21 protein-coding genes are annotated in these 25,098 nt (G+C 55.8%); 9 read left to right on the top strand and 12 right to left on the bottom strand.

What is annotated here, in order from left to right:
- Positions 1-16 precede the first annotated feature (16 nt).
- Positions 17-607, bottom strand: coding sequence for a GTP cyclohydrolase II (gene ribA / locus QLG07_RS07095; RefSeq protein ID WP_048915961.1), 591 nt, complete (start codon positions 605-607; stop codon positions 17-19).
- A gap of 228 nt (positions 608-835) precedes the next feature.
- Here ribA and pgpB point away from each other — a divergent pair, with 228 nt between their 5' ends.
- The 5 genes from pgpB (at position 836) to yciH (ending at position 4,565) form a co-directional block, all read left to right on the top strand.
- On the top strand, positions 836-1,609 hold the full coding sequence (pgpB, locus tag QLG07_RS07090) for a phosphatidylglycerophosphatase B (RefSeq protein WP_048915962.1): 774 nt from the start codon (positions 836-838) through the stop codon (positions 1,607-1,609).
- Between the two features lie 162 nt (positions 1,610-1,771).
- Positions 1,772-2,080 (top strand): LapA family protein, encoded by a 309-nt coding sequence (locus QLG07_RS07085; protein ID WP_048915963.1) that lies wholly within the window; start codon positions 1,772-1,774, stop codon positions 2,078-2,080.
- A 6-nt stretch (positions 2,081-2,086) separates the two neighbouring features.
- Positions 2,087-3,256, top strand: coding sequence for a lipopolysaccharide assembly protein LapB (lapB, locus tag QLG07_RS07080; RefSeq protein WP_282468874.1), 1,170 nt, complete (start codon positions 2,087-2,089; stop codon positions 3,254-3,256).
- A gap of 266 nt (positions 3,257-3,522) precedes the next feature.
- Entirely contained in the window at positions 3,523-4,239 is a 717-nt protein-coding gene (gene pyrF / locus QLG07_RS07075) for an orotidine-5'-phosphate decarboxylase (RefSeq protein WP_282468873.1), read from the top strand.
- Entirely contained in the window at positions 4,239-4,565 is a 327-nt protein-coding gene (gene yciH / locus QLG07_RS07070) for a stress response translation initiation inhibitor YciH (RefSeq protein WP_282468872.1), read from the top strand. Before pyrF ends, yciH begins: the two co-directional genes overlap by 1 nt.
- An 87-nt stretch (positions 4,566-4,652) precedes the next feature.
- On the opposite strand, the gene osmB is transcribed toward yciH, so the two are convergent.
- The gene (gene osmB / locus QLG07_RS07065) at positions 4,653-4,868 is read right to left on the bottom strand and encodes an osmotically-inducible lipoprotein OsmB (protein ID WP_048915967.1); all 216 of its coding nucleotides are present in this window, start codon (positions 4,866-4,868) and stop codon (positions 4,653-4,655) included.
- A gap of 393 nt (positions 4,869-5,261) precedes the next feature.
- Here osmB and araD point away from each other — a divergent pair, with 393 nt between their 5' ends.
- Together araD and QLG07_RS07055 are read left to right on the top strand one after the other, a co-directional pair.
- Entirely contained in the window at positions 5,262-5,960 is a 699-nt protein-coding gene (gene araD, locus QLG07_RS07060; RefSeq protein WP_282468871.1) for an L-ribulose-5-phosphate 4-epimerase, read from the top strand.
- Between the two features lie 278 nt (positions 5,961-6,238).
- Complete coding sequence (locus QLG07_RS07055; protein ID WP_048917952.1) at positions 6,239-7,105, top strand: crotonase/enoyl-CoA hydratase family protein; 867 nt, start codon at positions 6,239-6,241, stop codon at positions 7,103-7,105.
- Between the two features lie 12 nt (positions 7,106-7,117).
- On the opposite strand, the gene pdeR is transcribed toward QLG07_RS07055, so the two are convergent.
- From pdeR to QLG07_RS07005, 10 genes are all read right to left on the bottom strand, one after another.
- Positions 7,118-9,109 carry a cyclic di-GMP phosphodiesterase gene (pdeR, locus tag QLG07_RS07050; RefSeq protein ID WP_282468870.1) on the bottom strand — a complete coding sequence of 664 codons (1,992 nt, stop codon included), beginning with the start codon at positions 9,107-9,109 and terminating at the stop codon, positions 7,118-7,120.
- A gap of 178 nt (positions 9,110-9,287) precedes the next feature.
- On the bottom strand, positions 9,288-9,410 hold the full coding sequence (locus tag QLG07_RS07045; protein ID WP_263575951.1) for a hypothetical protein: 123 nt from the start codon (positions 9,408-9,410) through the stop codon (positions 9,288-9,290).
- Between the two features lie 217 nt (positions 9,411-9,627).
- Positions 9,628-10,209 (bottom strand): hypothetical protein, encoded by a 582-nt coding sequence (locus tag QLG07_RS07040; protein WP_282468869.1) that lies wholly within the window; start codon positions 10,207-10,209, stop codon positions 9,628-9,630.
- A 1-nt stretch (position 10,210) separates the two neighbouring features.
- Complete coding sequence (locus QLG07_RS07035) at positions 10,211-10,909, bottom strand: fimbria/pilus chaperone family protein (RefSeq protein ID WP_099755076.1); 699 nt, start codon at positions 10,907-10,909, stop codon at positions 10,211-10,213.
- A 319-nt stretch (positions 10,910-11,228) separates the two neighbouring features.
- The gene (locus tag QLG07_RS07030) at positions 11,229-11,921 is read right to left on the bottom strand and encodes a DUF1120 domain-containing protein (RefSeq protein ID WP_282468868.1); all 693 of its coding nucleotides are present in this window, start codon (positions 11,919-11,921) and stop codon (positions 11,229-11,231) included.
- Between the two features lie 199 nt (positions 11,922-12,120).
- Positions 12,121-14,535: a fimbria/pilus outer membrane usher protein gene (locus QLG07_RS07025; protein WP_282468867.1), complete on the bottom strand. Its 2,415-nt coding sequence runs from the start codon at positions 14,533-14,535 to the stop codon at positions 12,121-12,123.
- 233 nt (positions 14,536-14,768) lie between these two features.
- Entirely contained in the window at positions 14,769-15,473 is a 705-nt protein-coding gene (locus QLG07_RS07020; protein WP_282468866.1) for a DUF1120 domain-containing protein, read from the bottom strand.
- Positions 15,474-15,789: 316 nt separating this feature from the next.
- Positions 15,790-16,479, bottom strand: a complete 690-nt coding sequence (locus tag QLG07_RS07015; protein WP_282468865.1) for a DUF1120 domain-containing protein — start codon at positions 16,477-16,479, stop codon at positions 15,790-15,792.
- A 289-nt stretch (positions 16,480-16,768) separates the two neighbouring features.
- Positions 16,769-17,095 (bottom strand): hypothetical protein, encoded by a 327-nt coding sequence (locus QLG07_RS07010; protein ID WP_282468864.1) that lies wholly within the window; start codon positions 17,093-17,095, stop codon positions 16,769-16,771.
- Between the two features lie 264 nt (positions 17,096-17,359).
- Positions 17,360-20,416, bottom strand: a complete 3,057-nt coding sequence (locus QLG07_RS07005) for an autotransporter outer membrane beta-barrel domain-containing protein (protein WP_282468863.1) — start codon at positions 20,414-20,416, stop codon at positions 17,360-17,362.
- Between the two features lie 419 nt (positions 20,417-20,835).
- On the opposite strand from QLG07_RS07005, the gene QLG07_RS07000 reads away from it, so the two are divergent.
- Together QLG07_RS07000 and QLG07_RS06995 are read left to right on the top strand one after the other, a co-directional pair.
- Positions 20,836-21,459 carry a response regulator gene (locus QLG07_RS07000; RefSeq protein WP_048915968.1) on the top strand — a complete coding sequence of 208 codons (624 nt, stop codon included), beginning with the start codon at positions 20,836-20,838 and terminating at the stop codon, positions 21,457-21,459.
- A gap of 13 nt (positions 21,460-21,472) precedes the next feature.
- Positions 21,473-25,078 (top strand): transporter substrate-binding domain-containing protein, encoded by a 3,606-nt coding sequence (locus tag QLG07_RS06995; protein ID WP_282468936.1) that lies wholly within the window; start codon positions 21,473-21,475, stop codon positions 25,076-25,078.
- Positions 25,079-25,098 lie beyond the last annotated feature (20 nt).

The following is a 25,098-nucleotide window of genomic DNA, read 5'->3' as shown; positions in this document are numbered from 1 at the left end:
CCGCTTTTTTTTGCACTTATTTAGATAACAAATGGCCCATTTTGGCGGCTTTGGTATCCAGATAGTGGGCATTTTTTGGGTTGCGCCCGACGATCAGCGGAACGCGCTCGACGATGTTGATCCCGGCTTCGCTGAGGATCTCCACCTTGCGCGGATTGTTGGTCAACAGGCGAACTTCTTCCACGCCCAGCAGCTTAAACATATCGGCGCACGGGGTGAAGTCACGCTCATCAGCGGCAAAGCCAAGCTGGTGGTTAGCTTCAACCGTGTCGTAGCCTTTATCCTGTAGCGCATATGCGCGGATCTTGTTCAGCAACCCGATATTGCGGCCTTCCTGACGGTGGTAAAGCAGAATGCCGCGGCCAAGTTCGGCAATCTGCGCCATCGCGGCTTCCAGCTGGAAACCACAGTCACAGCGCAGGCTGAACAGGGCATCACCAGTCAGGCATTCAGAATGAACGCGGGCCAGCACCGGTTTGTTATCAGATATATCGCCATAAACCAGGGCAACGTGGTCATGACCGGTTGCCAGTTCTTCAAAACCGACCATGAGGAAATCTCCCCATGGCGTGGGCAGATTGGCTTCTGCCACCCGTTTAAGCTGCATGTGACTCTCCAGAAACTTCAGGTAGTACGCTATCATCAGATAGCGCTTTGTCAGTCGCCTGACGCAAACAATCCCTCTATTTTGCCACAACACAGGCCGGGGCGGTTAACACGTTAGAGCGATTGTTGTAATACAGCACAAATATCATAAGTACTATCCTTATGTTATTATTTTTTAAGATAATCTTATTACATTGTTGTCAATCAGAGATGCATAAAAGGAACAAGAATGGCTGATATCGTTAAACGCACCACCCTCGGCGCACTGCTGTTACTGATTATGCCGCTTGGCGTGATGCTATCTGGCTGGCAGTGGCAGCCGGGCGAAATGGGAATAGGCCATCTGGTTCTGTTTTGGTTCACCGAAACGGTCACCAGCCCGTGGGGCACGCTGACCAGCGCGGTTTTGTGCATTTGGTTTCTCTGGTGCCTGCGTTTCCGCCTTAAACCTGCCATATTTTTATTAGCGATAATCATTGGCACGCTGCTGGCTGGTCAGTACACCAAAAGCGTGATTAAAGAGGGGGTGCAGGAGCCACGCCCTTATGTGCTGTGGCTGGAAAAGACCCACGGCATCAATGAACGGCAGTTCTATGAGCAGAAGCGTAAGCAGCGCAGTGAGATGGTGCGCAGTGCGGTGGCGAACGATCCCCAGCTGCCCGAATGGCTGAAAAAGCACTGGGCGTTTGAAACCGGATTTGCGTTCCCTTCGGGTCACAGCATGTTCGCCGCCAGCTGGGCGCTGCTTGGCGTCGGGCTGCTATGGCCGCGTCGCCGCACCGTGACGATTGTTATCCTGATGGGGTGGGCGGTGACGGTGATGGGCAGCCGCCTGCTGCTCGGAATGCACTGGCCAATTGATCTCATCACCGCCACGCTGATTAGCTGGCTGTTTATCACTCTGGCAACCTGGCTGGCCCAGCGTTTCTGCGGCCCGCTCACCGTGCCGCCGCAGGAGCAGCAGGAAATAAGCGCGCGTGAAACCGAAGCGGATGGATTGTAAAGAGGGCATTTGACCCCATATCTTACTTTTCGCCGGCGCCGTGGCGAAGGAGAGTCAGGGCGCTGTTTAATGTTCTGCCGCGGTTTGCACTCATCAATGCAAGCATCAGGACGATTTTTTTGGCATAATTCATCTGCTTAACTCCGGCATATGGGACGAACTGTGAAATATTTGCTCATTTTTTTAGTGGTTCTGGCGATTTTCGTCATTTCGGTCACTCTTGGCACCCACAACAATCAGGTAGTGACCTTTAACTACCTGCTGGCACAGGGCGAATTCCGCATTTCAACGCTGCTGGCATCGCTGTTTGCGGTCGGTTTTCTGCTGGGCTGGGCGATCTGTGGGCTGTTCTGGCTGCGCGTGCGGGTTTCGCTGGCGCATGCTCAGCGTAAACTCAAACGAATTCAGCAGCAGCTTAGTACGGCTGAAAGCAACGTGACCTCGTCACAGCATCCTGCCGTCAAGGAATAACACTTTATGTTAGAGCTGCTCTTTCTGTTACTTCCCATCGCCGCCGCTTATGGCTGGTACATGGGGCGCAGAAGCGTGCAACAGGATAAGCAACAGGAGGCCAGCCGCCTGTCACGTGATTATGTCACTGGGGTGAACTTCCTGCTTTCTAACCAGCAGGACAAGGCCGTTGACCTGTTCCTCGATATGCTTAAAGAGGACAGCGGCACGGTTGAAGCACACCTGACCCTCGGTAACCTCTTCCGTTCGCGTGGCGAAGTCGACCGCGCCATTCGCATCCACCAGGCACTGATGGAAAGTGCTTCTCTGACCTACGATCAGCGCCTGCTGGCGATTCAACAGTTGGGCCGTGACTATATGGCTGCCGGTTTTTATGACCGGGCGGAGCAGATGTTTGGTCAGCTGATCGATGAAACTGATTTTCGCGTGAGCGCACTGCAGCAGCTGCTGGTGATCCATCAGGCAACCAGCGACTGGCCTAATGCGATTGAGGTCGCTGAGCGGCTGGTGAAGTTGGGTAAGGATCGCCTGCGGATGGAAATCGCCCATTTCTACTGTGAGCTTGCGCTACAGGCAATGGGCAGTGATGACCTTGACCGTGCGATGAACCTGCTGAAAAAAGGGGACTCTGCCGATCGCAACAGCGCCCGCGTTTCGATCATGATGGGCCGCATTCATATGGCGAAAGGCGAGTATGCGAAAGCGGTAACGCACCTGCAGCGTGTTATCGAGCAGGATAAAGAGCTGGTCAGCGAGACGCTGGAAATGCTCGAAAGCTGCTACCAACACCTGGAACAACCGCAGGCGTGGGCCGACTATCTGCGTCGCTGCGTCGAAGAGAATACCGGCGCGTCAGCCGAGCTTTACCTTGCTGGCATCCTCGATCGGGAAGAGGGCGCGGAAGCCGCGCAGACCTACATCACCCGTCAGCTTCAGCGCCATCCGACCATGCGGGTGTTCCATCGCCTGATGGATTTTAATTTGCAGGAGGCCGAAGATGGCCGCGCGAAAGAGAGCCTGATGGTCCTGCGTGAGATGGTTGGCGAACAGATCCGCACCAAGCCACGCTATCGCTGCCATAAATGCGGGTTTACCGCCCATGCGCTTTACTGGCACTGCCCATCCTGCCGCGCCTGGTCATCGGTCAAACCTATCCGCGGCCTCGACGGCCAATAACCTTCTGTTTTTATTAGCTATCACCCTTTTTATTGTAGGGGCTGACCTTCTTTTCCGGTCAGCCCGTAAAAAGATTCTAAGCCTTATTAGTTACAACATACTAAGGTGTTTAATTTAATAGCGGTTCCAGCCGCACCCGTACTCTCCTGTGCTTAACAGGGAAGGATAATTGTCAGCGTAAACTGTGAATTTCCCTGCGCTATAGGTAGAATGCTCCCCGTTTATCGTTTGCGCCGTGCGGTGCACCAATTAAAGAGGGTATATCCATGCTTTCACCTCAGGTTACCGGCTCACCGATTGTGGTCGCGTTAGATTATGCCGATCTCAATCGCGCAATGGCGTTTGTTGACCAGATTGAGCCCGGCAGCTGCCGCTTAAAAGTCGGCAAAGAGATGTTTACCCTGTTTGGTCCGCAGCTGGTGCGCGATCTCCAGCAGCGCGGGTTCGAGGTGTTTCTCGACCTCAAATTCCACGATATCCCCAACACTACCGCGCATGCCGTTGCCGCCGCAGCCGATCTCGGCGTATGGATGGTAAACGTGCACGCCAGCGGCGGGGCGCGGATGATGAACGCCGCGCGTGAAGCGCTGCTGCCAATGGGGAAAGATGCGCCGCTGTTGATTGCCGTAACCGTATTGACCAGCATGGATTCTGATGACCTGCGCGGCCTGGGCATTGAGCTGTCGCCGGCAGAGCAGGCTGAGCGTCTGGCGCGCCTGACCCACCAGTGTGGTCTGGACGGCGTGGTCTGTTCGGCTCAGGAAGCCAGCCACTTCAAGCAGGTTATCGGACAGCAGTTCCGCCTGGTGACGCCAGGCATTCGCCCGGCAGGCAGCGATGCTGGCGATCAGCGCCGTATCATGACGCCCCAGCAGGCGGTGCAGGCTGGCGTCGACTATATGGTGATCGGTCGCCCGATTACCCAGTCCAGCGACCCGGCGGCGACGCTGCGTAACATTCTCAGCGAACTGCAGGGGGCATAATGGCCGATGATAACAGCCGCCTGGTTTACTCCACGCAGAGCGGGCGCATCGATGAGCCGAAAGCGGTGGTGCAGCGGCCAAAAGGCGACGGCATTGTGCGAATCCAGCGTCAGACCAGCGGACGTAAGGGCAAAGGCGTCTGTCTGATCAGCGGAATTGACCTTGATGATGCGGAGCTGACAAAGCTGGCTGCCGAGCTGAAAAAGAGATGCGGCTGCGGCGGTGCGCTAAAGGATGGCATTATTGAGATCCAGGGGGACAAGCGCGATCTGTTGAAAACCCTGCTGGAAGGCAAAGGTTTTAAGGTCAAGCTGGCTGGCGGTTAATCGTTCGCTGCGCTGAAAAGAAAAGAAGGCCGCGATAAATCGCGGCCTTCTGCATGTAGATGTGCGTGCGGAGCCAATTTCTTATAGTTAGTCGACCTGATGCCCGATAATCCCACCAACGGCAGCGCCGCCTACGGTGCCGAGACCACTACCGTTGGTCAAAATTGACCCACCAATTGCACCGGCACCTGCACCGATGGCCGTATTACGATCGCGTTTCGACCAGTTTGAACAGGCGCTCAGGGAAAGAACTAACGTTGCTGCCAGTACGGCGGCGGTGATGCGTTTTGCATTGATTGACATTATGACTACTCCTTAGTTACAGCGTCAGAAATACCTCTCAAGTATAGAAGAGGGTTGGTACACAATGCGCTTTTACTGGTGATTTATGTCACTGTTCAGGTAAATGGCGCTTAAAAATAGAACAATTTATCGTGCCATCCACCCGGCAGATGAAGATGAATCAAACCTTTAGGTCTCTAACTATCACCTGCGGCCAGAACAGATAAGCTAATTCTAGATATTGCTGAATATATTTACAGGTAAAAAATCTTAATTCCTACCAGACCTGGCTGTTATTGCTGCCGCAAATCGCAGTGAACAGCCGGAATCTGCCACTTATCCAGCAAATGCTTCCATACCCGCTTTGCCTCCTGCCGCTGACAATAAGTCAGATATCAACACGGAGATAACAGCATGCTGGAACAACTAAAGCAGCAGGTACTCGAGGCAAATCTGGCGCTGCCGCGTTATGGTCTGGTGACCTTTACCTGGGGCAACGTGAGCGCGATTGACCGCACGCAGGGCTTAATGGTGATTAAGCCTTCCGGGGTGAGCTACGAGGCGATGCAGCGTGACGATATGGTGGTGGTTGATGTGGCCAGCGGCGAAGCGATCGAAGGGAGTAAGCGCCCGTCGTCAGATACTGACACCCACCGTGCCCTCTATCTTGCCTGGCCGCAGATTGGCGGTATCGTTCACACCCATTCGCGTCACGCCACTATCTGGGCGCAGGCGGGGAGAGATCTCCCCGCATGGGGGACGACTCACGCCGATGATTTTTACGGCGCCATCCCCTGTACGCGCCAGATGCGCGCCGAAGAGATCGCCGAGCGCTATGAGTGGCAAACCGGGCAGGTCATTATTGAAACGCTGCAGCAGCGCAATATCGATCCTCTGGCGATCCCTGCAGTGCTGGTCAACTCGCATGGCCCGTTTGCCTGGGGGAACAGCGCTGAAGCTGCGGTACACAGCGCCGTAGTACTGGAAGAAGTCGCCTACATGGGGATCTTCAGCCAGCAACTTACGCCGGAGTTGCCTGCGGTACAGCAGGTATTACTGGATAAACACTACCTGCGAAAACATGGAAAAAACGCGTACTACGGACAAGAGTAGTTAGCCCGTATCTCCGCCCGGTTGCCACTCTCGGGCGGCATCAGCGTGGCTAAAATCCGGCTTATCAGTGGCGAAATATTTCACTATACGCTGCAGTTGTCACCCCATCATATCGCTTTATTTTTAATCAATTATTTAACGCTATTGCATACTTAACTCAATTTCATCTGGCGTTTATCTGTTAATTTACCTTAAAAATCAAACGCCCTTTTAGCAGGGTCACACTCTGGATTAGGCTGGAGCTGCGTTTAACGCATAACTAATCAGAGGATAATAATATGACCGTTGTAAATCAGACTACCTGCAGGCTCTTTAGCGAAGCTGGACAAATGACTCAGCTCTCCGCCTATTACGAAGAAGAGCGTCGGACTATGTGGATGATGCTACGTGCACAGCCGCGACCGAGCTTTAATCATCAGCTGATTGAGGAGATTATGAACCTCAGCTACGCCGCACAACGATCCGGGCTGAAGATCGATTTCTGGGTCACCGGTTCGCTGGTGCCGAGCATGTTCAATGCCGGTGGCGATCTGCGTTTCTTTGTCGAATCGATTAAAAACGGGCGTCGTGAAGCATTGCGATCGTATGCCCGCGCCTGCGTTGACTGCATTCATGCCGCCGCGCGCGGCTTTGATACCGGCGCCGTGACCATTGCAATGGTTGAAGGCAGTGCATTAGGCGGCGGGTTTGAAGCCGCCCTGGCGCATCACTTTATTCTGGCGCAAAACAGCGCGCGCATGGGCTTTCCGGAGATTGCCTTTAATCTGTTCCCGGGGATGGGGGGCTACTCTCTGGTGGCGCGCCGTTCGGGGATGAGGCTGGCGGAAGAGCTGATTTGCGAAGGGGAGTCGCACACCGCAGAGTGGTTCGAAACTCGCGGCCTGGTTGATAAACTGTTCCAGCCGGGAGAGGGTTACCGCTGCACGCGTACCTTCATTGATACCCTGCAGCCGAAGCTGAACGGCGTGAGAGCGATGCTGAAAGCGCGTCAGCGCGTGCTGCAACTCACTCGGGCTGAACTGATGGATATCACCGAAGACTGGGTGGATTTCGCCTTCACGATTGAGCCGAAAGATATTGCCTACATGGAGCGACTGGTCCAGCTACAAAACCGCCACAGCGCACAGCTGCTGAAAGCGGGCTAACTGTTAACCCCCTCAGGATGTGATCCCGGCATGATGCTGCGTGAGCCAGTGCTCGAGCTGTTCAGCGGGCATTGGCTTTGCGTACAGATAACCCTGACGAATATCAACGCCGTTCGCCATGACAAAGCGCGCTTCCTCTTCGGTTTCGATACCTTCCGCAATCACCTGTAAATTCAGCGCTTTCGCCACGGCGACGATCGCCCGCACCAGCGACTGCGACACTTCCTGCTGATTCACCCCGCGCACAAAACTCTGGTCGAGCTTAATAGCATCGATAGGCACTCGCGCCAGCTGAGACAGCGAGGAGTAGCCGGTACCGAAGTCATCCAGATGTACCGCCGCCCCCAGCGCCTGAAATTGCCCCATCAGCGCCAGCGCCAGCTGCTCATTTTCAATCAGGCAGCTCTCGGTCAGTTCAATATCAATCGGGCTGCTGTCCAGCCCGGCCTCATCGAGCGCCAGTTTTAGATCGGTATAAATACTCTGGTCAATCAGCTGCCGGGCGGAAACGTTAACCGCCACGCGCAGATGGATCCCCTGCTTGTGCCAGTTGAGCACCTGCTGCAGCGCGCTCAGCATCACCCAGCGCCCCAAAGGAATAATCAGACCAGACTCTTCGGCATAAGAGATAAAGCTGTCAGGGCGCACCAGCCCGCGCTCTGGCGACAGCCAGCGCACCAGAGCCTCAACGCTGGTCACGCCGCCATCCGCATCAATCTTCGGCTGATAGTGCAGCACCAGCTGGTGTTGCTCCAGCGCTTTACGCAGATTGGTATCCAGCCACAAATACTCAAATACCCGCTGGTTCATCTCAGCGCAGAACAGGCAAAACTTACCGCGGCCATTCTCTTTGGCGGTGTACATTGCGGTATCGGCATTGCGGATCAGGCTTTCACGGTCCTCACCATGCTGAGGGGCGAGGGCGATACCAATGGAGCAGCCGGTATAAACTTCGATCAGGCCGATACGGAAAGGCTGCTTCAGGCGTTCAAGGATCCGCGATGACATCGCTTCTAACACGGCCTGGCTGGTGTTCTCCGCCAGCACGATAAACTCATCACCGCCGAGGCGCGCCAGCGTCTGGTCCTTGTCAAGGCAGCTGAGAATAGCCAGTGAAACCGCCTGCAGCAGCTGATCGCCAAACATATGCCCGTAGGCATCGTTCACTTTTTTAAAGTTATCGAGGTCAAGATAGACCACACCAATCTGCTCACTGGTGCGTTTTTCCAGCGCTTCGGTAATTTCATGATTGATGGCGTTGCGGTTAGGCAGCCCGGTGATGTTATCGGTGTTGGCCAGCACGCGCAGGCGCTCCTGCGCGCGGCGCTCTTCGGTAATATCGGTGCCGGAACAGATCAGGAAGATTTCATTTTTGCCGCTGCCGCTGTGGACGAATTTGTTGCGGAACAGAAACAGCCGCTGGCCTTTTTTGGTTTTGATCCAGCGCTCAACCTCATACGAACTGCCTTCGCGGAAAAAGCTGCTGATATTGCGTCGCGAGGCCGCCGCTTCCTGGCGCGACATAAACAGCTGGAAGACGTTGCGGCCGATAACTTCCTGCTCTTTCAGGCCGGTGTACTCTTCGCACAGGCGATTAAAACGCTGGATATGGCCCTGCTGATCGACAATCACAATCACCGAGTTAGCCTCGGAAACCACCTGTTCAGCAAAGGAGAGGCCCAGTACCAGATCGCGCGCCACTGAGGAAGTATCGCCCCAGGCTGAAGCCGTACCGGCCCACGCCACCTGGGAGACTTTCCTGCCAACCAGATGCATCGACAGGGAGTTACCGTACAGGGTAATCGTCAGATTAACGCTGGAGGTGATCACCGTCATCCCGCGGATCATATTAGCCTGAGGCGTGGTCAGAGGAACGGCGATATTGGTTTCACCGTCTTCATCTTCAGCAAATTGAATCGCATCACTATCAGCAGATAAACGCCAATGAGGGCTGCTGGTACCAAAGTAAGCATACAACAGCGTTTGCCCCTGTTCATCGGTCATCTTTTGTCTCCCTCAGTGCTACTTTGCTGATGATATCTTATTATTTTAGCAACAGTATTCGGCGAGCAGGAGAATCACAATACATAAGGGCGATATTTTTTTAAAGCGCTAAATAAGTTCTGGCATAAAGCAGGAAAAACAGGTGATTAAACCCTCGATTGGCAAGGGATAAGCGGCATCACCAGAACAGTGTCAGCGCCAGCGCAGCGACCCAGCAAATTGAAGAGAACGATAACAGAGTAATCCAGCTAAACGAACGCAGCATGCCAGCATCTTCAATTGTGTTAATCATGTTTTTCATCGTAGTCTCGTTAATGTTGTCGGCGGAGGAGTTCCTGTCCCGAATCTGAGGCTATTTTGGCAGATGGCGGGTTATGACAATATCGGACGCGGCTTAGGGAACTGTAGGAAGGTGGTCGATCTTTTGTAGGAAAAGTACGACGATCGGCAAAAAAAAACCCCGCACGTCAGCGGGGGGGACCAACCTGTTACCGCGCTTGGTAACAGGGGGAAAGACTTCAATTAATCAACTGTAATGAAAAATTGCTTTCGTCGCTCTGGCGGCGACTTACGCGGGCATCAGCCTCGCGCAATACGGGTTCGGTTTCGAGCAGAAGTGACAGGCTTTTACCTTTCACCCCATTTCCATTCGCAGCAACCACCTGCAGGTTGAGGTTAGGCTTGAGGTTCAGATTACCCGCCGCACTCACTTTCGCCATTGGCAGCAGCCTGACCTGCACCGGTTGCCCGTCGAGCGTGGCCTCTTTGAGCACGATGCGCAGTTCACCGTTGCGACCGTAACGGAACCCGCCCGCGGAATTACGATCCCCGTTCACCACCAGCTGCATACTTTGTGAAAACGGGCAGGTGACGTTGACATTGAAATCTCGCTTGCCGAGCGACAGCTTATCGCCACCCTCAGCCGCCGGCTGCAGCTGCCAGCGGGAGAGGTTACCCAGGTCGGCTTCACGCGAGTTGCTGGTCATACTGCAACGGGTATCAACCGGTATCGCCGGAGCCTGTAAAGGGGCAGGCAGCTGAGCGGCCAGTGCCTGGCTGGCCATTAGCAGCAGTAACAGCGACAGAGAAGTTTTTATCATCTTAATTGACCGCTGCATCATAGCTGTTAACGGTAAAGCCCCAGGTCGTGGCAGGTGAGATACGCACCTGTTTGCTGGCGCTCAGCGCTTTACCCTTGCTGTTTTCCAGGGTGATGGTCTGGCCAGGTAACACGTAGTTATTCTGCATGTTCCAGTCAGCGTTATCCGGCAGGGTTTTCACTGCCGACGACATCCGCACCACGTAAGGTGATGGGTTGGTCACGACCAGCTTGCCGCCCTGATTCGACCACTTCAGCTCTTTCCAGGGGGCGTCATTTTTAGCCAGGCCAGCAGGGCGGATCAGCACGGGCAGATTTTGCCGCACCGTCATGCGCACTTCATTTTTGCCTTTCTCTTTTGGCGGAACCCCTTCAAAAATCACCCGCTTCAGGCGTTCCGTTTTCAGCGGGGTTTTGCTGGTCAGAATGAAGCGCACGCGCTGCGATTTTCCCGCTTCGACGCGTGCAGCCGGTGGCGTCACCAGCAGCAGGGATTCGTTATCGTCTGGGATATTTTCCAGCGTGGTCATCAGCAACACCGGGAAGCTGTCGCTGTTTTTTACGTTAATGGCGCCTTCGCCATCAGCCGCCTCAACGATGACTACCGAGGTTTCAGGGATCATGCCGGTGGCATGGCTCTGTCCCGCCATCAGGGCCAGTGACATTGCGCTCAGGGTGAGGAAGTAAGTGGATTTTTTCATAGCAGTAATCTCGACGTGTTTAGGTTAATGAAAAGTTTTTGCATCTGACTCTCTGTTCAGATTTCTGTGTGGCGCTTCCCTGCACACCGGCAGTGCATTGCCGTTGATCCCTGCATCAGCTCTCAAGGAGGTGATGCCTCGTTCCGTTGAGTGAGGCTATTATTGCGGATGGCTGCCTGGAAATTAATCAGAGTGCCAGCCTGCTGTTGCAGGGCAGAGAGAGTAGATCTGTAGGCCGTGGACTACAGCGTGGGGAGGCGGGGATGATGATGTAAAAAACCCCGCAGTGGCGGGGTTGATTAGCGAGTCAGAGGGGGGATTAGAGGTAGCTCACTTCAATGCTGGTCAAACCATCGAGGTGGATCGGTTTGGTCAGGTCGAGCTGCGAACGCTGGTTAATATAGGCCTGAACGCCGAGTTTGACATTCATGGTATTAAAGGCCAGTGGCGCCAGAGTGGTTGACTCGCCTGGCGTGAGCGCGCGTGACCAGGTCGGGTCGAAGAAGATCTCGCGGGTGGCTGGTACCGCCCATGCTGCTCCGCCACCGGTGCGGGACAGCAGGCGAACTGCTTTACCGTCTGCGGTCAAGGTGCTCTCCACCAGGCGCATGGAGTAGCCGCCAATCTTCGCACTGCCATCCAGCCCCAGCCCGACGCCACCGACGCCGCTGATGCCGAACACCGTTACTGGCATACGGCCGGTCAGGTTACCGCTTTCCGTTGCGCCAGCCATAGAGCCGGAACGACGGTTATAGCCACCAATAGAGACCTTGGTCGGTGCTTCACAGTTAATGGCGAAATCCAGCTGCTTCTCCGCCAGGGTGGTATAACCGGTGGCGTTCAGGCTCTGGGCTTTGATAGTGCCGTAATCAACGGTACCGCCACCGGACAGCGTTGGCGTGCAGGCGGCCGGTACAATGGTGCCGATAACCCTGACGTCGACGGAGTCAGCAAGGGCCGCAGTGGCACTGGTCGCCAGCACGGCCAGCGCAATAACAGAATGTTTTATCATGGTCACATTTCCTAAAATGGTGATCAAAGCTGCCCTGTATGGGCAGCGCTATGTTGTCGTAGCGTCCGTAAATCAGGCGGATCGCCAGTGCGTCACAGTGTGTGCCTGGCGCCGCCGCGAAGAAATCAGAGTGCTGGCCCAACGGTGAAGGAAAGCTGTCACTGCGTGTCGGACGGAGATGACAGGCTGACTGCACCCGCTAGCGGCACACGGCAGTGGCCTCCTCGTACAGTCCCGGCGAGCTGACCTTCTCCGGCAGGGTCAGGGTAAAGCGGCAGTCGCTTTTACCGGACTGCTCCACGGTGAAGGTGCTGCCTGAGACCGCGTCGTTGATAAATACCGTGCTTTTCTCCGCCACTACCGCGCTGAAGCTGTTGTCCGCAGCAAACACGCTGGCACCGGTCAGCAGCGGCTGGCCCTGCGCATCCTTCACCGTAATCAGTACGCGGCGGTTGCGCACCACGCCGAAATCGATATAGCTGACCGAACCGCGCGCGGCTGCCGTCTCGTAAAAGGCGTTATTGATATCGACGTTTTTGCCCAGCGAGCGCGTATCCACCTGAACGGCAGATTTGCTGTAGCTGGTGATCTGCGGGATCACCGCAAAACCGCGGCTGTCGGTCCATGTCGGCCCGGCTGGCGTTTCCACACGTACGCCTTTCTCATCGCCAATTTTCGCAATGCCAAAGGTATCGCCGACCTTATACGGTGACAGTGTCACTCCATGATTATGGACCACCGCCGCGCCGCTGGCGCGTCCTGACAGGGTGGTATAGCCATCGCTGTCGCGACCGATGCCGGCGCTCAGCTGGCTGACCGGAGTCACCATATCGAAGTTGCCGTTGGTTGAAGTGCGGTTGCTGCCGGTATCGTGCTCGGTCGACAGGCTGTAATTACGATCCTGGCTCAGGCGCTCGCTGTAGCGTAACCCGGCACGGTTACCGTTTTTCGCCCCGTTAACCCAGCTGCTGACGCTGCGGTCGCCAAACGGCACGCTCAGCGTCAGATAGAAGCGATCTTCACCGCCGTTATAGCCGCCGCTGCTGCGCTCTACGCTGGCACCGAGATAGGCACGACCGAAACTCTTACTCCAGCCACCGCGCAGATAGTTTACGTTGCCGCTGCCGTAGGTCTGTGCCTGAGAAAAGGCCAGATTAAACGCGCCGAGGTCCGTTCCTGACCAGCCGATACCCAGGCCGTACTGGCGACTGCTGCGGTTTTGATCGGCCGGATCTTGCGCTACGGCATCACTCAGTTCGCGAAAGCCGCTGGTCTGCTGTGAGGCGTTGGCTGACAGGTTAATGCGCTCGGTCAGGTTGTAGCCCACGCTGGTGTTCAGTGACGCACCCTGACCGCCATTTTTACTGTCTCTTGCCGCGGTAGCCTGCACGGCCAGCAGGGTATCGTTAAAGGGTTGAGCATCAACACCGACCGCGCCGGCCTGGTAGGGTGCTGAAGCCAGCACGCCGCTGTTCAGCAGCAGCCCGGGCGAGAACTGCCACCCCTTAGCCGCCGTTGCCAGCAGGGGCGACTCTGCGCTGCCCTGCTGATCGAGCCGTCCGGCACCGAAGGCCCAGCCTGGCGCAATACGGTTGCCGTTCAGCAGAAAGGCGGCTGCCGGCACAATAAACTGCCTTTTTTCGCCACCGCTACCGGTCACGCTGACTTCAAGATCGGAGCGGCTGTTGAGCAGGGTAAAGTCGCGCAGTGAAAACGGGCCAGCGGGAACGGTGGTGGTGTGGATCAGCACCCCGGATTGACGGATCTCGACCACAGACTGGCTGTCGGCAATCCCCTCGACCAGCCCCATACCGCGCCCTTTACCCTGTAATGCCTGGTCGGGGAACAGCTGAAAACCGAGTACCTGCCCGGTACCAAACATCGAGTTGCCGAGGCTAATCTGCCCGGCCTGGAAAATCTTTTTATAGTCTTTGAGCGTGCGCTGGGCGTAGGCATTCTGGTGCTGCAGCGTATCGCTGTTATTAAAGTGGGTCAGCGTCTGGCGGCTGCGGAAAATCCAGTCGCCGGCGTTGAATCCTGCTTCGCTAAGGACCTGATAATAGTTCAGCTTGCCGCTGCTGCTACCGGAAGCGCTCAGATACTGTGCGTCATAGTTCAGCAGCCCGGCAACGCCGCCGTGGCTCCAGTTCTGCTGCTCATCGTCACTTACGATGGCATCAGCAGGTACGGTCAGCGTGATGCTCTCATCCCCCGGGTTGAGCGTCAGCTCGGTTTGCGGCCACAGGGCTTTGAGATCGTAGCACTGCGCGCTGGCGCCGGGGAGTTTCAGTCCGGCAGCCTTGAAGAACGGGGCGTCGGCACACAGCTGTCCCTGCCGATCGAAGTTCGCTGTCACTTTTCCGCGTGCGCGGCCATTTACCGTCAGGCTTACGGTGGTTTCACCCGTGGCAAATCGCGGGGCATTTTTGAAGGTTTCAGCAATGCGCGGATCGATGCCGCGCGATTTTAACGCTTCGGTATCGAATTCCGTCTCCTCAGCGGCATAGAGCGCAGGTACGGATACCAGATTACCGAGGATCAGCAGGCTGAGTAGCGACAGCCGGAACAGTGACGGAGCGGATTGAACAGCAGATGCGGCGCGGGCCAGTTTCATTTTCATATCTCGACGTGTTTAAAGTTAAGCGATAAGCCTGAATCTGTGTCCAGGTGGGATCTCTTTTTGCTGGGGGAATTTTCGCAATTTATTGGAAACTTCTTAATCAGAGCCACGTCAGCAATCAGCAGGGCAAGGGATCGCGATCTGACAGAAATGGACTACATGGATGACGGTGGGAACAAAAAAAAACCCGCTCAGGTGAGCGGGTTAGTATAAAAAGTGGCGGATAATTACAGGTAAAGCAGAGTGATAGTGGTCAGGCCATCCAGATGAATGGGCTTGGAGAGATCCAGCGCGTCACCCTTATTGATATAAGCCTGTACGCCCAGCTTACCGGCGAGGTTGGTGAATGCAACCGGGGTCGTGGTGCCTGGCGCTGCCCAGCTGGTCATGCGCACCTGTGAATAAGGCGAGTAAACGATACCTGCCCAGGCGTCGTTGGTCCAGGCGGAAACCACGCCCGCTCTGTTATCAGCGCGCAGGCTGTCAACCGCCGCGCCGTCTGCCGTCACGGTGCTGTTGTCGATACGGACAGCGTATCCGCCAATCTTATCGCTGCCGTCCATACCCAGTCCCGCTGCCGCCACGCCGTTCAGCCCAAACAGGTTGAAAGGCGGATACGCCACACCCTGGGCGGTCTCTGTACCCACTGCGATAGAACCCGGGCGGCCTGATGCGGCGGTCAGTGCCACTTTGGCCGGGGCATCGCAGCTGATGGAGAAGTCAATCTGCTTCTCTGGCAGCACGGTGTAGTCAGTCGCGCTGATGGTATCAGCCTTAATAGTGCCGTAATCCACGGTGCCGCCGCCGGACAGGGTTGGGGTACAGGCCGCAGGAACGATAGTACCAATCACGCGCACGTCAACGCTGTCGGCAGCAAAAGCAGAGGCGGTAGTGGCCAGCAGAGCCAGCGCCAGAACGGTTTTCTTCATCATGATTTACATCTCAATAATAGATAATTTATTTACAGGCTGACACAGCCCGCGTTTGGCCACGGTGGCCGGTTAAATAATCCATTCTGACGGCAGATTTCTGACGCGGCTTAATGGCTTATTTGTTCGCAGAGGAGAAGCTCTTCTCTGTTGATGGCAGAATTATGCGTGCTTTCTTCAGGGGGAAATATCGGAGCGCAGCCGCCATCGCGTGTGAATAATGCGCCAGCAGCGTATGAAAAGGATGACAGGTAGAGAGGGGCAATTTCGCAACAAAAAAACCCGCTCAGGTGAGCGGGTTCGCTTTGATAAGGTGTAATTACATGTAGACCAGAGTGATAGTAGTCAAACCGTCCAGGTTAACCGGTTTGGTCAGGTCCAGGTTTTCACCTTTGTTGATGTAAGCCTGTACGCCCAGTTTACCCGCGAGGTTAGTGAAGGCGACAGGCGTGGTGCCGCTGGTGCCCCAGGTAGTGCTGCGACTGAAGTTAGGATCAAACAGCATGCCGGCATAGGCATCCTGTGTCCAGGACGTGGCGCTGTCAGCTTTACGCAGGTTGTTGGCCGCGACGCTGTCAACGGTAACTGAACCTGGATTAATGCGTACCGCATAGCCACCGATTTTGTCAGCGCCGTCCATCCCCAGACCGACTACGGCAATATCACCCATGCCGAACAAACTGACCGGGGTTGCAGCCGCGCCGTATGATGATTCGGTTACACCCGCGGTTGTTCCCGGACGACCGGTTACTGCTTTAATTGCCACTTTAGCGGGGGCATCGCACTGGATAGAGAAATCAATCTCTTTAGCTGGCAGCACGGTGTAGTCAGTTGCGCTGATGGTATCGGCCTTAATAGTGCCGTAATCCACGGTGCCGCCGCCGGACAGGGTCGGGGTACAGGCTGCAGGAACGATAGTACCGATAACGCGCACGTCAACGCTGTCGGCAGCAAAAGCAGAGGCGGTAGTGGCCAGCAGAGCCAGCGCCAGAACGGTTTTCTTCATCATGATTTACATCTCAATAATAGATAATTTATTTACAGGCTGACACAGCCTGCGTTTAGCCACGGTGGCCGGTTAAATAATCCATTCTGACGGCAGAACTCTGACGCGGCTTAATGGCTTATTTGTCCGCAGAGGAGAAGCTCTTCTCTGTTGATGACAGAATTATGCGTGCTTTCTTCAGGGGGAAATATCGGAGCGGGGCGGTGCGGATGACTGAAACTCAGCCATGGTTTGTAGGACAAGGATGACGTGCTGGCCTTTGCGCCCGCCAGGGCGCGGCGGCAGAGATTAATTACAGGTAATAGAGTTCCAGCGTGGTCAGCCCGCTTAGCGGGCTGCGCTGGCGGTTCTCAATTTTCATCTGGCCATTGGCGAGAGGGCGCAAATGATAATTTTCCGTTTCACCCGGGCGCAGTGACAGAGCGCGTAAGTTCACTGCTTTATTCTGCTGACAGCTAACGCTTACCGTTAACTGTGCGCTGTTGCTGCCCGCGGCTGTGGGCTGGCAGGCTTCCGGCACGATCACCCCGGTGACGCGTACGCTGAGGCTTTCCGTGGCAAAAACGCCAGGACTGGCCATCAGGCCAGACAGTAATAGTGCAAATGTGATTTTTTTCATCTTGATTCTCCTGTTCAGGTGCAGCCTTATTATGGCGCATTTGGACCCGGTATAAGAATCGGCATTTTCGGGCAACGACATAAATATTTTTTGAAAAAGCAGCCGCCCGCAGAAGAGGAAAATCGAAGGGGTTAACTTTACTGAATAAAATCAACAGGTCAGCATGTTGAAGGGGAAGGCGGAATGGAAGGGCACTTTAAAGCAGAACCGATGCGTGCCCCTGACAGGGCAACGCATCGTGAAAGATATTAAACGCTACTCTGACTACCAGCTCCAGCGCACCCCGAGGCTGCCGCCGAGCGGGGCTTCAACTTTGTTGCCTTTGCTGTAGTCCACCTCGCCATACATCTGCAGCGACGGCGTCAGCTGGGCGCTGACCCCCGCGCCATACTGGCCGCGCAGCCCGGAGGGGTTATTGCTGAAGCGAATACCATTCAGCACCACCGGGTTACTGTCGACGAACTCGCCGATCGCCGCCGCTTTCAGCCACGGCTGGATCTGCGCACCGCTCTCCAGCGTCAGGGTGCGGCCAACCACCAGATTCAGCGCCGCCTGCTGCGAACGCATCGCCCCGGTTTTAACCTGCATGCCATTATCCAGCTGCCACGGCTTACCGTTGATCCAGCCGGTTGACAGCAGGGCGGAAGGTTCGATAAATAGCCCGCGATCGAAGTCGATATGGCGGCCGAGTTCAGCCGAAAGCGCCAGCCCGGCAGTGTTGAAACCGCCTTTAGCGAGATTGCCACCTGCCATCAGCGCGCGGGTGCGGGTGCTGTAGTTATTGGCTTTGGCGACCGCGTCCAGATACCAGCCATCCTCAAGCAGCCAGGTGTTATAGGCACCAATAAAGAAGCTGCTGATTTTACCGCTGCTGCGGTCGGCCAGGTCGAGCTGGCTGTCGCTGAAGCCGCCAAACACGCCCAGCAGCATCTGCTGCTCACCGACTGCTTTAGCGGCATCCGCGCCCAGCATCATGCCTTGCTGATCGATTTTCACGCTGCTGTTCTGGATCCCGCTGAGGCGTGAACGGTTACCCAACATTCTTATCCACGCTCCCCCCTGCTGGTTACCCAGGCGAATATCTCCCAGTCGGGTGCGTAAGGTGCTTAGCTCGCCCTGTGCGACCTGCGGCAGTGCGTTGGAGATCCCCAGCGCGCTGCGTGCTGAGGCGCTGAGCTGCGGGTTAACTACCGGCTTAACCACCGGTCGGACAACGGGATTGACTCCCGGTGGCGTAACGGGGGCTACGATTGGCGGCGTGTCAGTGTCAGTACCCGGCTCTGATGGCTGCGTTGGCTGTCCCGGATTGTCCTCGCCCGGCGGTAGATCAATATCTGGCGTATCCGGGTTGGCTGATTTTGCCGCCAGTACCCAGTCAGCACCGCGCTGCTGAAGTTCATACTGGTATACACCGGCATCCACCGCGCCATTTTTCAGGCTGAAGGTCGCGTCACCGCCGCCCGTCAGCACCACCGGAAGCACGCCTTCGCTGTTAGCCGGTTCCGCGCCGCTGTCATTAATGCTCAGCTGGTGATCACCTGCTGCGGTGCCGTGAATATCCAGCAGGTCGCCGCGCAGCGCGGCAATATCGGTATTCATGGCAAAGTTACCGTTCCCGCTCAGTGAATCCAGCGTCAGGGTAGAGAAGGCACCGGGGTGAGCAACAAAATTGACCTGGCCATTCTGCTGCAGTGCGCCCACGCTCGAGTTGGCGCTCAGATTCCAGCTGCTGTTATCCAGCGTTAGCGTGGAGATATTTTGTGCCGCGCCGGTCAGCGTAGAGAGCTGACTTAGCGTAACGTTGACACTGTCCGCGGCGGTCGCCCTGAGATCGCCATTAATCACCACCTGATTATCTGCCTTCAGATCGATCTGACTGCCGGCGTTGACATCCAGCGCCACGCCGCTGCCGCTGTTGACCGTGGTACCGTTGCTCAGCTGCACGCTGCTGTTGGCGCTACTGGCGATGATTGCCCGGTCGCGCTCGCTGCTGAGGTGGCTATTATCCAGCGTTACGCTGCTGGCCAGGCCCGCGCTATTACTGCTTAGCGATAACCCTGCCGCGGTGCCGTGGGTGCTGAGGTCGCTGTTGGCAATATTCAGGGTTCCCGAACGGGTAGCCAGCGCGTAAGCACTGTCGCCAGCGGTATTAACCGTCAGGTTATCAGCATTGATGATCGAGCCGGGATAGGCCAGCAGGCCGGTCGCACCGTCGCCTGTGGTGGTGATGTCGCTATTGGCCAGCGAGATCGCGCCCCCATTGGCGGCAAACACTCCCAGCCCACCGCGGCCGTCGCTGTTAACCGTGACCTTATCACCGTCAACGCGCGATTCGCTGTACAGGCCATAGCTGCTGACGCCATGAGTGGTGAGCTGCGAGTTGCTGATAATCGCCGGACCGTACTGCGCGTTAAACGCATGGGCACCGTTACCCTCGGTGGTAAAACGGCTGTCGCTGACATCGGCGCGGGAATTCGCATCGGCAATCCACACCCCATCGGCTCCGTTGCCGCTGGTGTGGATCTGGCTGCCGCTGACCGTGGCGCTGGCATTTTTATTCACGTTAATGCCAATGCCGTTTTGGGTAGCAATCTGGCTGTTACTCAGCGTGATATCGCCTTCAAGCAGCCAGACGCCATTGCCGTTAGCGGTGGTAATGGCGCTGTCGGTAATGGTGGCCGTGGCGTGCCCGCCGTTAGCGTTATACAGATTGATACCGTCATTGAAGTCAGCCGTCACCAGAGTCAGATTGTTGCCGGTCAGCTCCCCGTTGCCCAGCATCAGCGCACCCTGATAACCGCTACCCAGCACGCTAATGGTTGAATCGCTCAGAGAAGCCATCACCCGTTGGCTGCTGTCAGAGAGGCTGTAGGCCAGCACAACGCCTTTCGCTTCGTTGCCGCTGGAGGAGATGGCCAGATTGCTGGCGCTCAGCGTGCCGTCAGCAAGCAGCACGCCACTGCTCTGTGCGCCGGTGGTGGTTAACGTCAGCGGCGTGGTCGCGCTGCCGTTCAGGGTTAACTGTGCCGCACGCGCCCCGTTGACGGCGGCACTGTTGACGCCCTGGGTGCTGACCTTACCGCCGCTCAGGGTCAGACTGGCATTGTTGACGCGCGCCCCATCTGCCATCAGACCATTGGTGGCCAGCGTTGCGTCACGCAGATTCATCGCCGCCTGACTGGTGGCATAAGCCGCGAAAAGCATACTGCCGGAGGTGGAAAACGTCAGCGGCTGATTGGTTTCGAGCAGGCTACCCACATCGCTGGCGAACAGAGGATAGTCACCGGCAATCGCGCTGCTAAAATCATTGAGGGGCTGCATATAGTTGCCGCCGGTCGCACTGTAACCTGCCTGGGCATTAAAGCTTAAGGTGCATGAAGAGATCGCGAGCAAACAGCACTGAGATAATAATGAACGTCGCATAAGTATCATTTCTTCTTCAAAGATAAGTGAACAGGGAAAATTAAATAAAGAGAATCTGTGAATTAAATTAATAACGGCTTCAACAGATCGGCTTTATGTGAGGTTAATTTGAAAACCCTATGATCCTACGCCCTTGCAGGGAGGTTTTAATAAGACGCAACATGTTGCTGAGTGGGCAGATTCTTTTATTTAGTGGTCCTTTTCCTACCGGCTTACACGCCCCAGGATATTTCTGGTTTTTTTTATTCTTTCGCTTTGCCAAAACAAAATGATGTGACAGTATTTAATCAGACATAAATAATGACATGAGGCCATCCATGGCAAACATACTTGTGATTGACGACCATCCGGTTGCCCGCTTAGCGATCAGAATGCTGCTGGAAAAAGACCAGCACAACATCGTCGCCGAGGCTGACGATGGCCTGCAGGCGCTTGCTCTGGTGCGCAAGCTCTCGCCCGATCTGGTGGTGGTGGATATTGATATCCCCTCGCTTAGCGGGATTGAAGTTATTGAGAAACTGCGTGCCGGAGGCTTCAAAGGCGGCTTACTGGTGCTAACAGCGCGGGATGATGAACACTACCTTGGCCGCTGCATGAGTATTGGCGCCGATGGTTTTGTCAGTAAGAAAAATAACCTGGAAGAGCTGGGTGACGCGGTACGCGCAGTGGTTCGCGGCTATGGTTATTTCCCGTTGAAACGCAGCAATGGCGATGCGGTACACGCGCCTGAAAAAGAGATGGAACTGATTAAATCACTCTCCAGCCGCGAGTTGCAGGTGCTGCGCTGCCTGGCGCGTGGTATGAAGGTGATTGATATTTCACTGCAAATGCATATCAGTAATAAGACCGTCAGCACATATAAAACCCGGGTTATGACCAAACTTGAACTTAGCAGCACGCTGTCGATGATCGACTTTGCCCGCCGCAATAATCTGGACTAATACCGTGAAAAAAATGCTGATTGTCGTTGCGCTGTTAGCCGGGTTTTCAGTCAGCGCGGCGGAAGCGCCAGCCGAGCCTCCTGAACCTTTACAGATCAACAGCCGTGAGAGTTACAGTCCGCATCAATTTTCCCTCAGTGACTATGAGTGGCGCTGGCTGGGGCAGAAGAGAGAATTAAAGGTCGGCGTATGGCTGGCAGAGACGCCGCCGTTTGATATGTTCACCGAAGCGGGGAAGTTTGAAGGCATTGATGCTGACTACACCCTGCTGTTAACGCAATATCTCGGCCTGCGCTCGCAGGTGTTGCGTTACGATTCACGGGATGCAGCCTTGCAAGCCCTGAAAAATAATCAGGTGGATCTGGTGCTGGACCCCAATGGCAATCCGTTACCCTCCTATAGCAGCCTGATCGGTAGCGATCCCTTTATGGAGGATCGCCCGACCTTAATTCGTCGTATCGATGCGCCGGTTAGCAATATCAATCTGGATAAACGGCCGCTGCACCTGGCCGTGGCGTCCAGCTATCTCGACAGTGCCTGGTTAAACCAGCATTTCCCTGAAGCGCATATTAAGCGTTTTAATGACGATAGTGCCGCGCTTGCCTCGCTGGCATTCGGTGACAGTGACTTTTATCTCGGTAACCTCACTACCGCCAGCTATCTGATTGGCCGCAACTACAATAACCTGCTGGCCGTTCAGTCAATTTTTCCGGCCAGAGCGCCCGGCAGCCGTTTTCTGCTGCGCAGCGAAGACCAGCTGCTGGTCAATGCCGTGAATAAAGTGATTGCTGCTATTCCCCCCTCGCAGAATCAGGTGATTTATCAGCAGTGGAGTGAGGGCAGCGATATGCTGCCGGCGCAGCAGAGGCTGCAACTGACCGAAGCAGAAAAACGCTGGCTCAGTGCCCATCGCACCATTCCAGTGGTGGTTAATTCGCTGTATGCGCCTTTTACCATGTTTGACCATAATGGTGACTTTTACGGTATCAGCGCCGATATTCTGCGCTTAATTCGTTTGCGTACCGGCCTCAACTTCACGCCAGTCCAGGTTGATTCAGTCGGGGATATGTTTGCCGCTGTCAAAGAGGGAAAGGGGCTGTTTATTGGCGCCATCAGCTACAGCACGCTGCGCGACTCCAGCCTGCGTTTCAGCCGGCCCTATTTTAGCTCGCCGTTTGTCCTGGTGGTCAATCGTAAAACCGCATTGCCTTTTACCCTCAGTGCAAAGGTACGCATTGCCATCACGGCGAATAATCAGCTGATCCCTGAGCTAAAGCAGCGCTACCCGGGCATCCAGCTGCTGACGGTTGATAATGCCAGCCTGGCGATGCAAATGGTCAATGAGGGGAAAGCGGACGCGGCGATCCACACGCTGGCAGGGGCAGGATATATGATCGATCGCTACTTTCGCGACGATCTGAAAATTGCCACGACGATGGATGAGAGCAACCCGGCGCAGCTGGCATTTGCCGTGCGCCGCGATCAGCCTGAACTGTACAGTATTCTCAATAAAGCACTGGCGGATATCTCCCCGCGTAGCCTGACCCGGGTGATTAATAAGTGGCAAACCACCCCGGATGTTCGCCTCGATACCTGGACTGTCTACCGCAAGCAGTTCTGGCTGCTCGGAGCTATCACGGCGGTGATTGGTTTGACCTCGCTGGTGTGGATCTACTATCTGCGCAGGCAGATAGCCGCGCGCCGTAAGGCGCAGTTCAGCCTGCAATCGCAGCTGCAGTTCAGCGATACGCTGCTAAACAGCGTGCAGGTGCCGGTCTATGTTATCGATCTTAACGGTGGGCTGGTGCTGTTTAACGATCCCTGGCAGCAGTTTTTTAAGCTAGAGATGAGCACGCAGGCCAGAGGCAGCATCGCACAGAGTGACAACCCGCTACATGTCATCTGGCAGTCGATGGCAGGCGAGGTGAAGAGTGCGCACCAGCAGAATTTTTCGCTGTTCAATGGCGAAAGCTGGCGCAGTGTGACGCACAAAGCCGTGCCCTACGTGGATGATAAGCAACAGGTTATTGGGCTTATCTGCAGCTGGGTAGATATCACTGAGCACCAGTCGCTGACCTCTGAACTCTCTGAGGCGCGTGAACGTGCAGAGCAGGCAAATCGTGCTAAGAGCACCTTCCTTGCGACGATGAGCCATGAGATCCGCACCCCGGTCAGTGCGATCATTGGCCTGCTCGAGCTGGCCGTGAGCGCGCCCGGTAAAAAGACCGATGAGGATGAACCGGTCAGGGTGGCATGGGAATCTGCCCGCTCGCTGATGGGGATCATCGGCGATATCCTGGATATGGCGCGTATTGAGTCAGGCAAGCTGGAACTGGCCCCGGAGTGGGTGCGAACCCGCGAACTGGCCCCCCCGGTGGTCAGGGTGTTTGAAGGCCTGGCGCGCCAGAAGAGTCTGGTTTTACGCTACGCTGAGCCGAACGTCATGCCGTATGAACTGCATATTGACGCGCTGCGTTTTCGCCAGATTTTGTCTAACCTGGTGAGCAATGCGATTAAATTTACCGAAAAGGGCGGCGTTGATGTGGATATTAATCTGCTCAAGCAGTCCCCGGGTGAAGTGATATTAAGCGTAACGGTTAACGACAGTGGCCGCGGCATTGAAATCACTGAGCAGCGTGATATTTTCAACCCTTGGGTACAGGCGCAGGCTGGCCGCAAGCAAAGCGGTTCAGGCCTGGGGCTGGCGATCTGTTCACAGCTGGTACAGATGATGGGCGGTAACATCTTCATGGAGAGCCAACCAGGTAACGGAACGCGCGTCACCTTTACCCTGACGGTGCCTGCGCGTGACTATACCCCTGCAGCCGTTTCTGCACCGACAGATGCCGATGACGGTGACATCACTTCACTGCGCATTCTGGCGGTCGACGACCACCCGGCTAACCTGATGCTGCTGCGTCGCCAGCTGGCGCGTCTCGGGCACACCATTAGCGAAGCCTGTGACGGAGAACAGGGCTGGGAGATGTGGCAACAGCAGGAGTTCGATCTGGTGATTACTGATTGCAGCATGCCGGGCATGGACGGCCTGGAGCTGACGCGCTTGATCCGCCGGCACCAGCAGCGGCCGGTGATGATAGTGGGATTAACGGCGAACGCCTGGCCGGAGGAGCGCGCTCGCTGTCAGCAGGCGGGTATGGACGACTGCATGTTTAAACCGCTTCAGCTCCCTCAGCTTAAAACCATGCTGCGCCAGGTATCCAGGCAGCTGGGCGAGACACAGATACCGACTGAAGAGCGCCCGATGACGCTGGAGCAGCTGGTGAATTTCCCGGCGCTGCAGCAGCTGACGCAAAATGATGACGAGCTGCTGCATGAGCTGCTGCAAACCACTTCGGCAACCAACCAGCAGGATCTGGTGCAGGCAGGGGATCTGGTCGAACTTGAGGACTGGCCGGAACTGGCAAAATGCATCCATCGTCTGTCAGGCGCCGCACAGATAATCAGTGCGTTTAAGGTGGAAGCGCTGTGCCGGGAGCTGGAGAGTGTCTGCCGCGAAGAAAATGTCGACCGCCAGCGCGTGCATCAGCTTTGGCAGCAGGTGCAGAAGGATTCGCAGGTGCTTGAGGCTGCCATGCAGCGGTGGTTAAGTCAGGATTAAAAAGAGTAGGGGGCGCCAGC

Source organism: Erwinia sp. V90_4, from assembly GCF_029967685.1.
Classification (GTDB): domain Bacteria; phylum Pseudomonadota; class Gammaproteobacteria; order Enterobacterales; family Enterobacteriaceae; genus Erwinia; species Erwinia aphidicola.
This window is presented reverse-complemented; position numbering and strand designations above follow the sequence as displayed.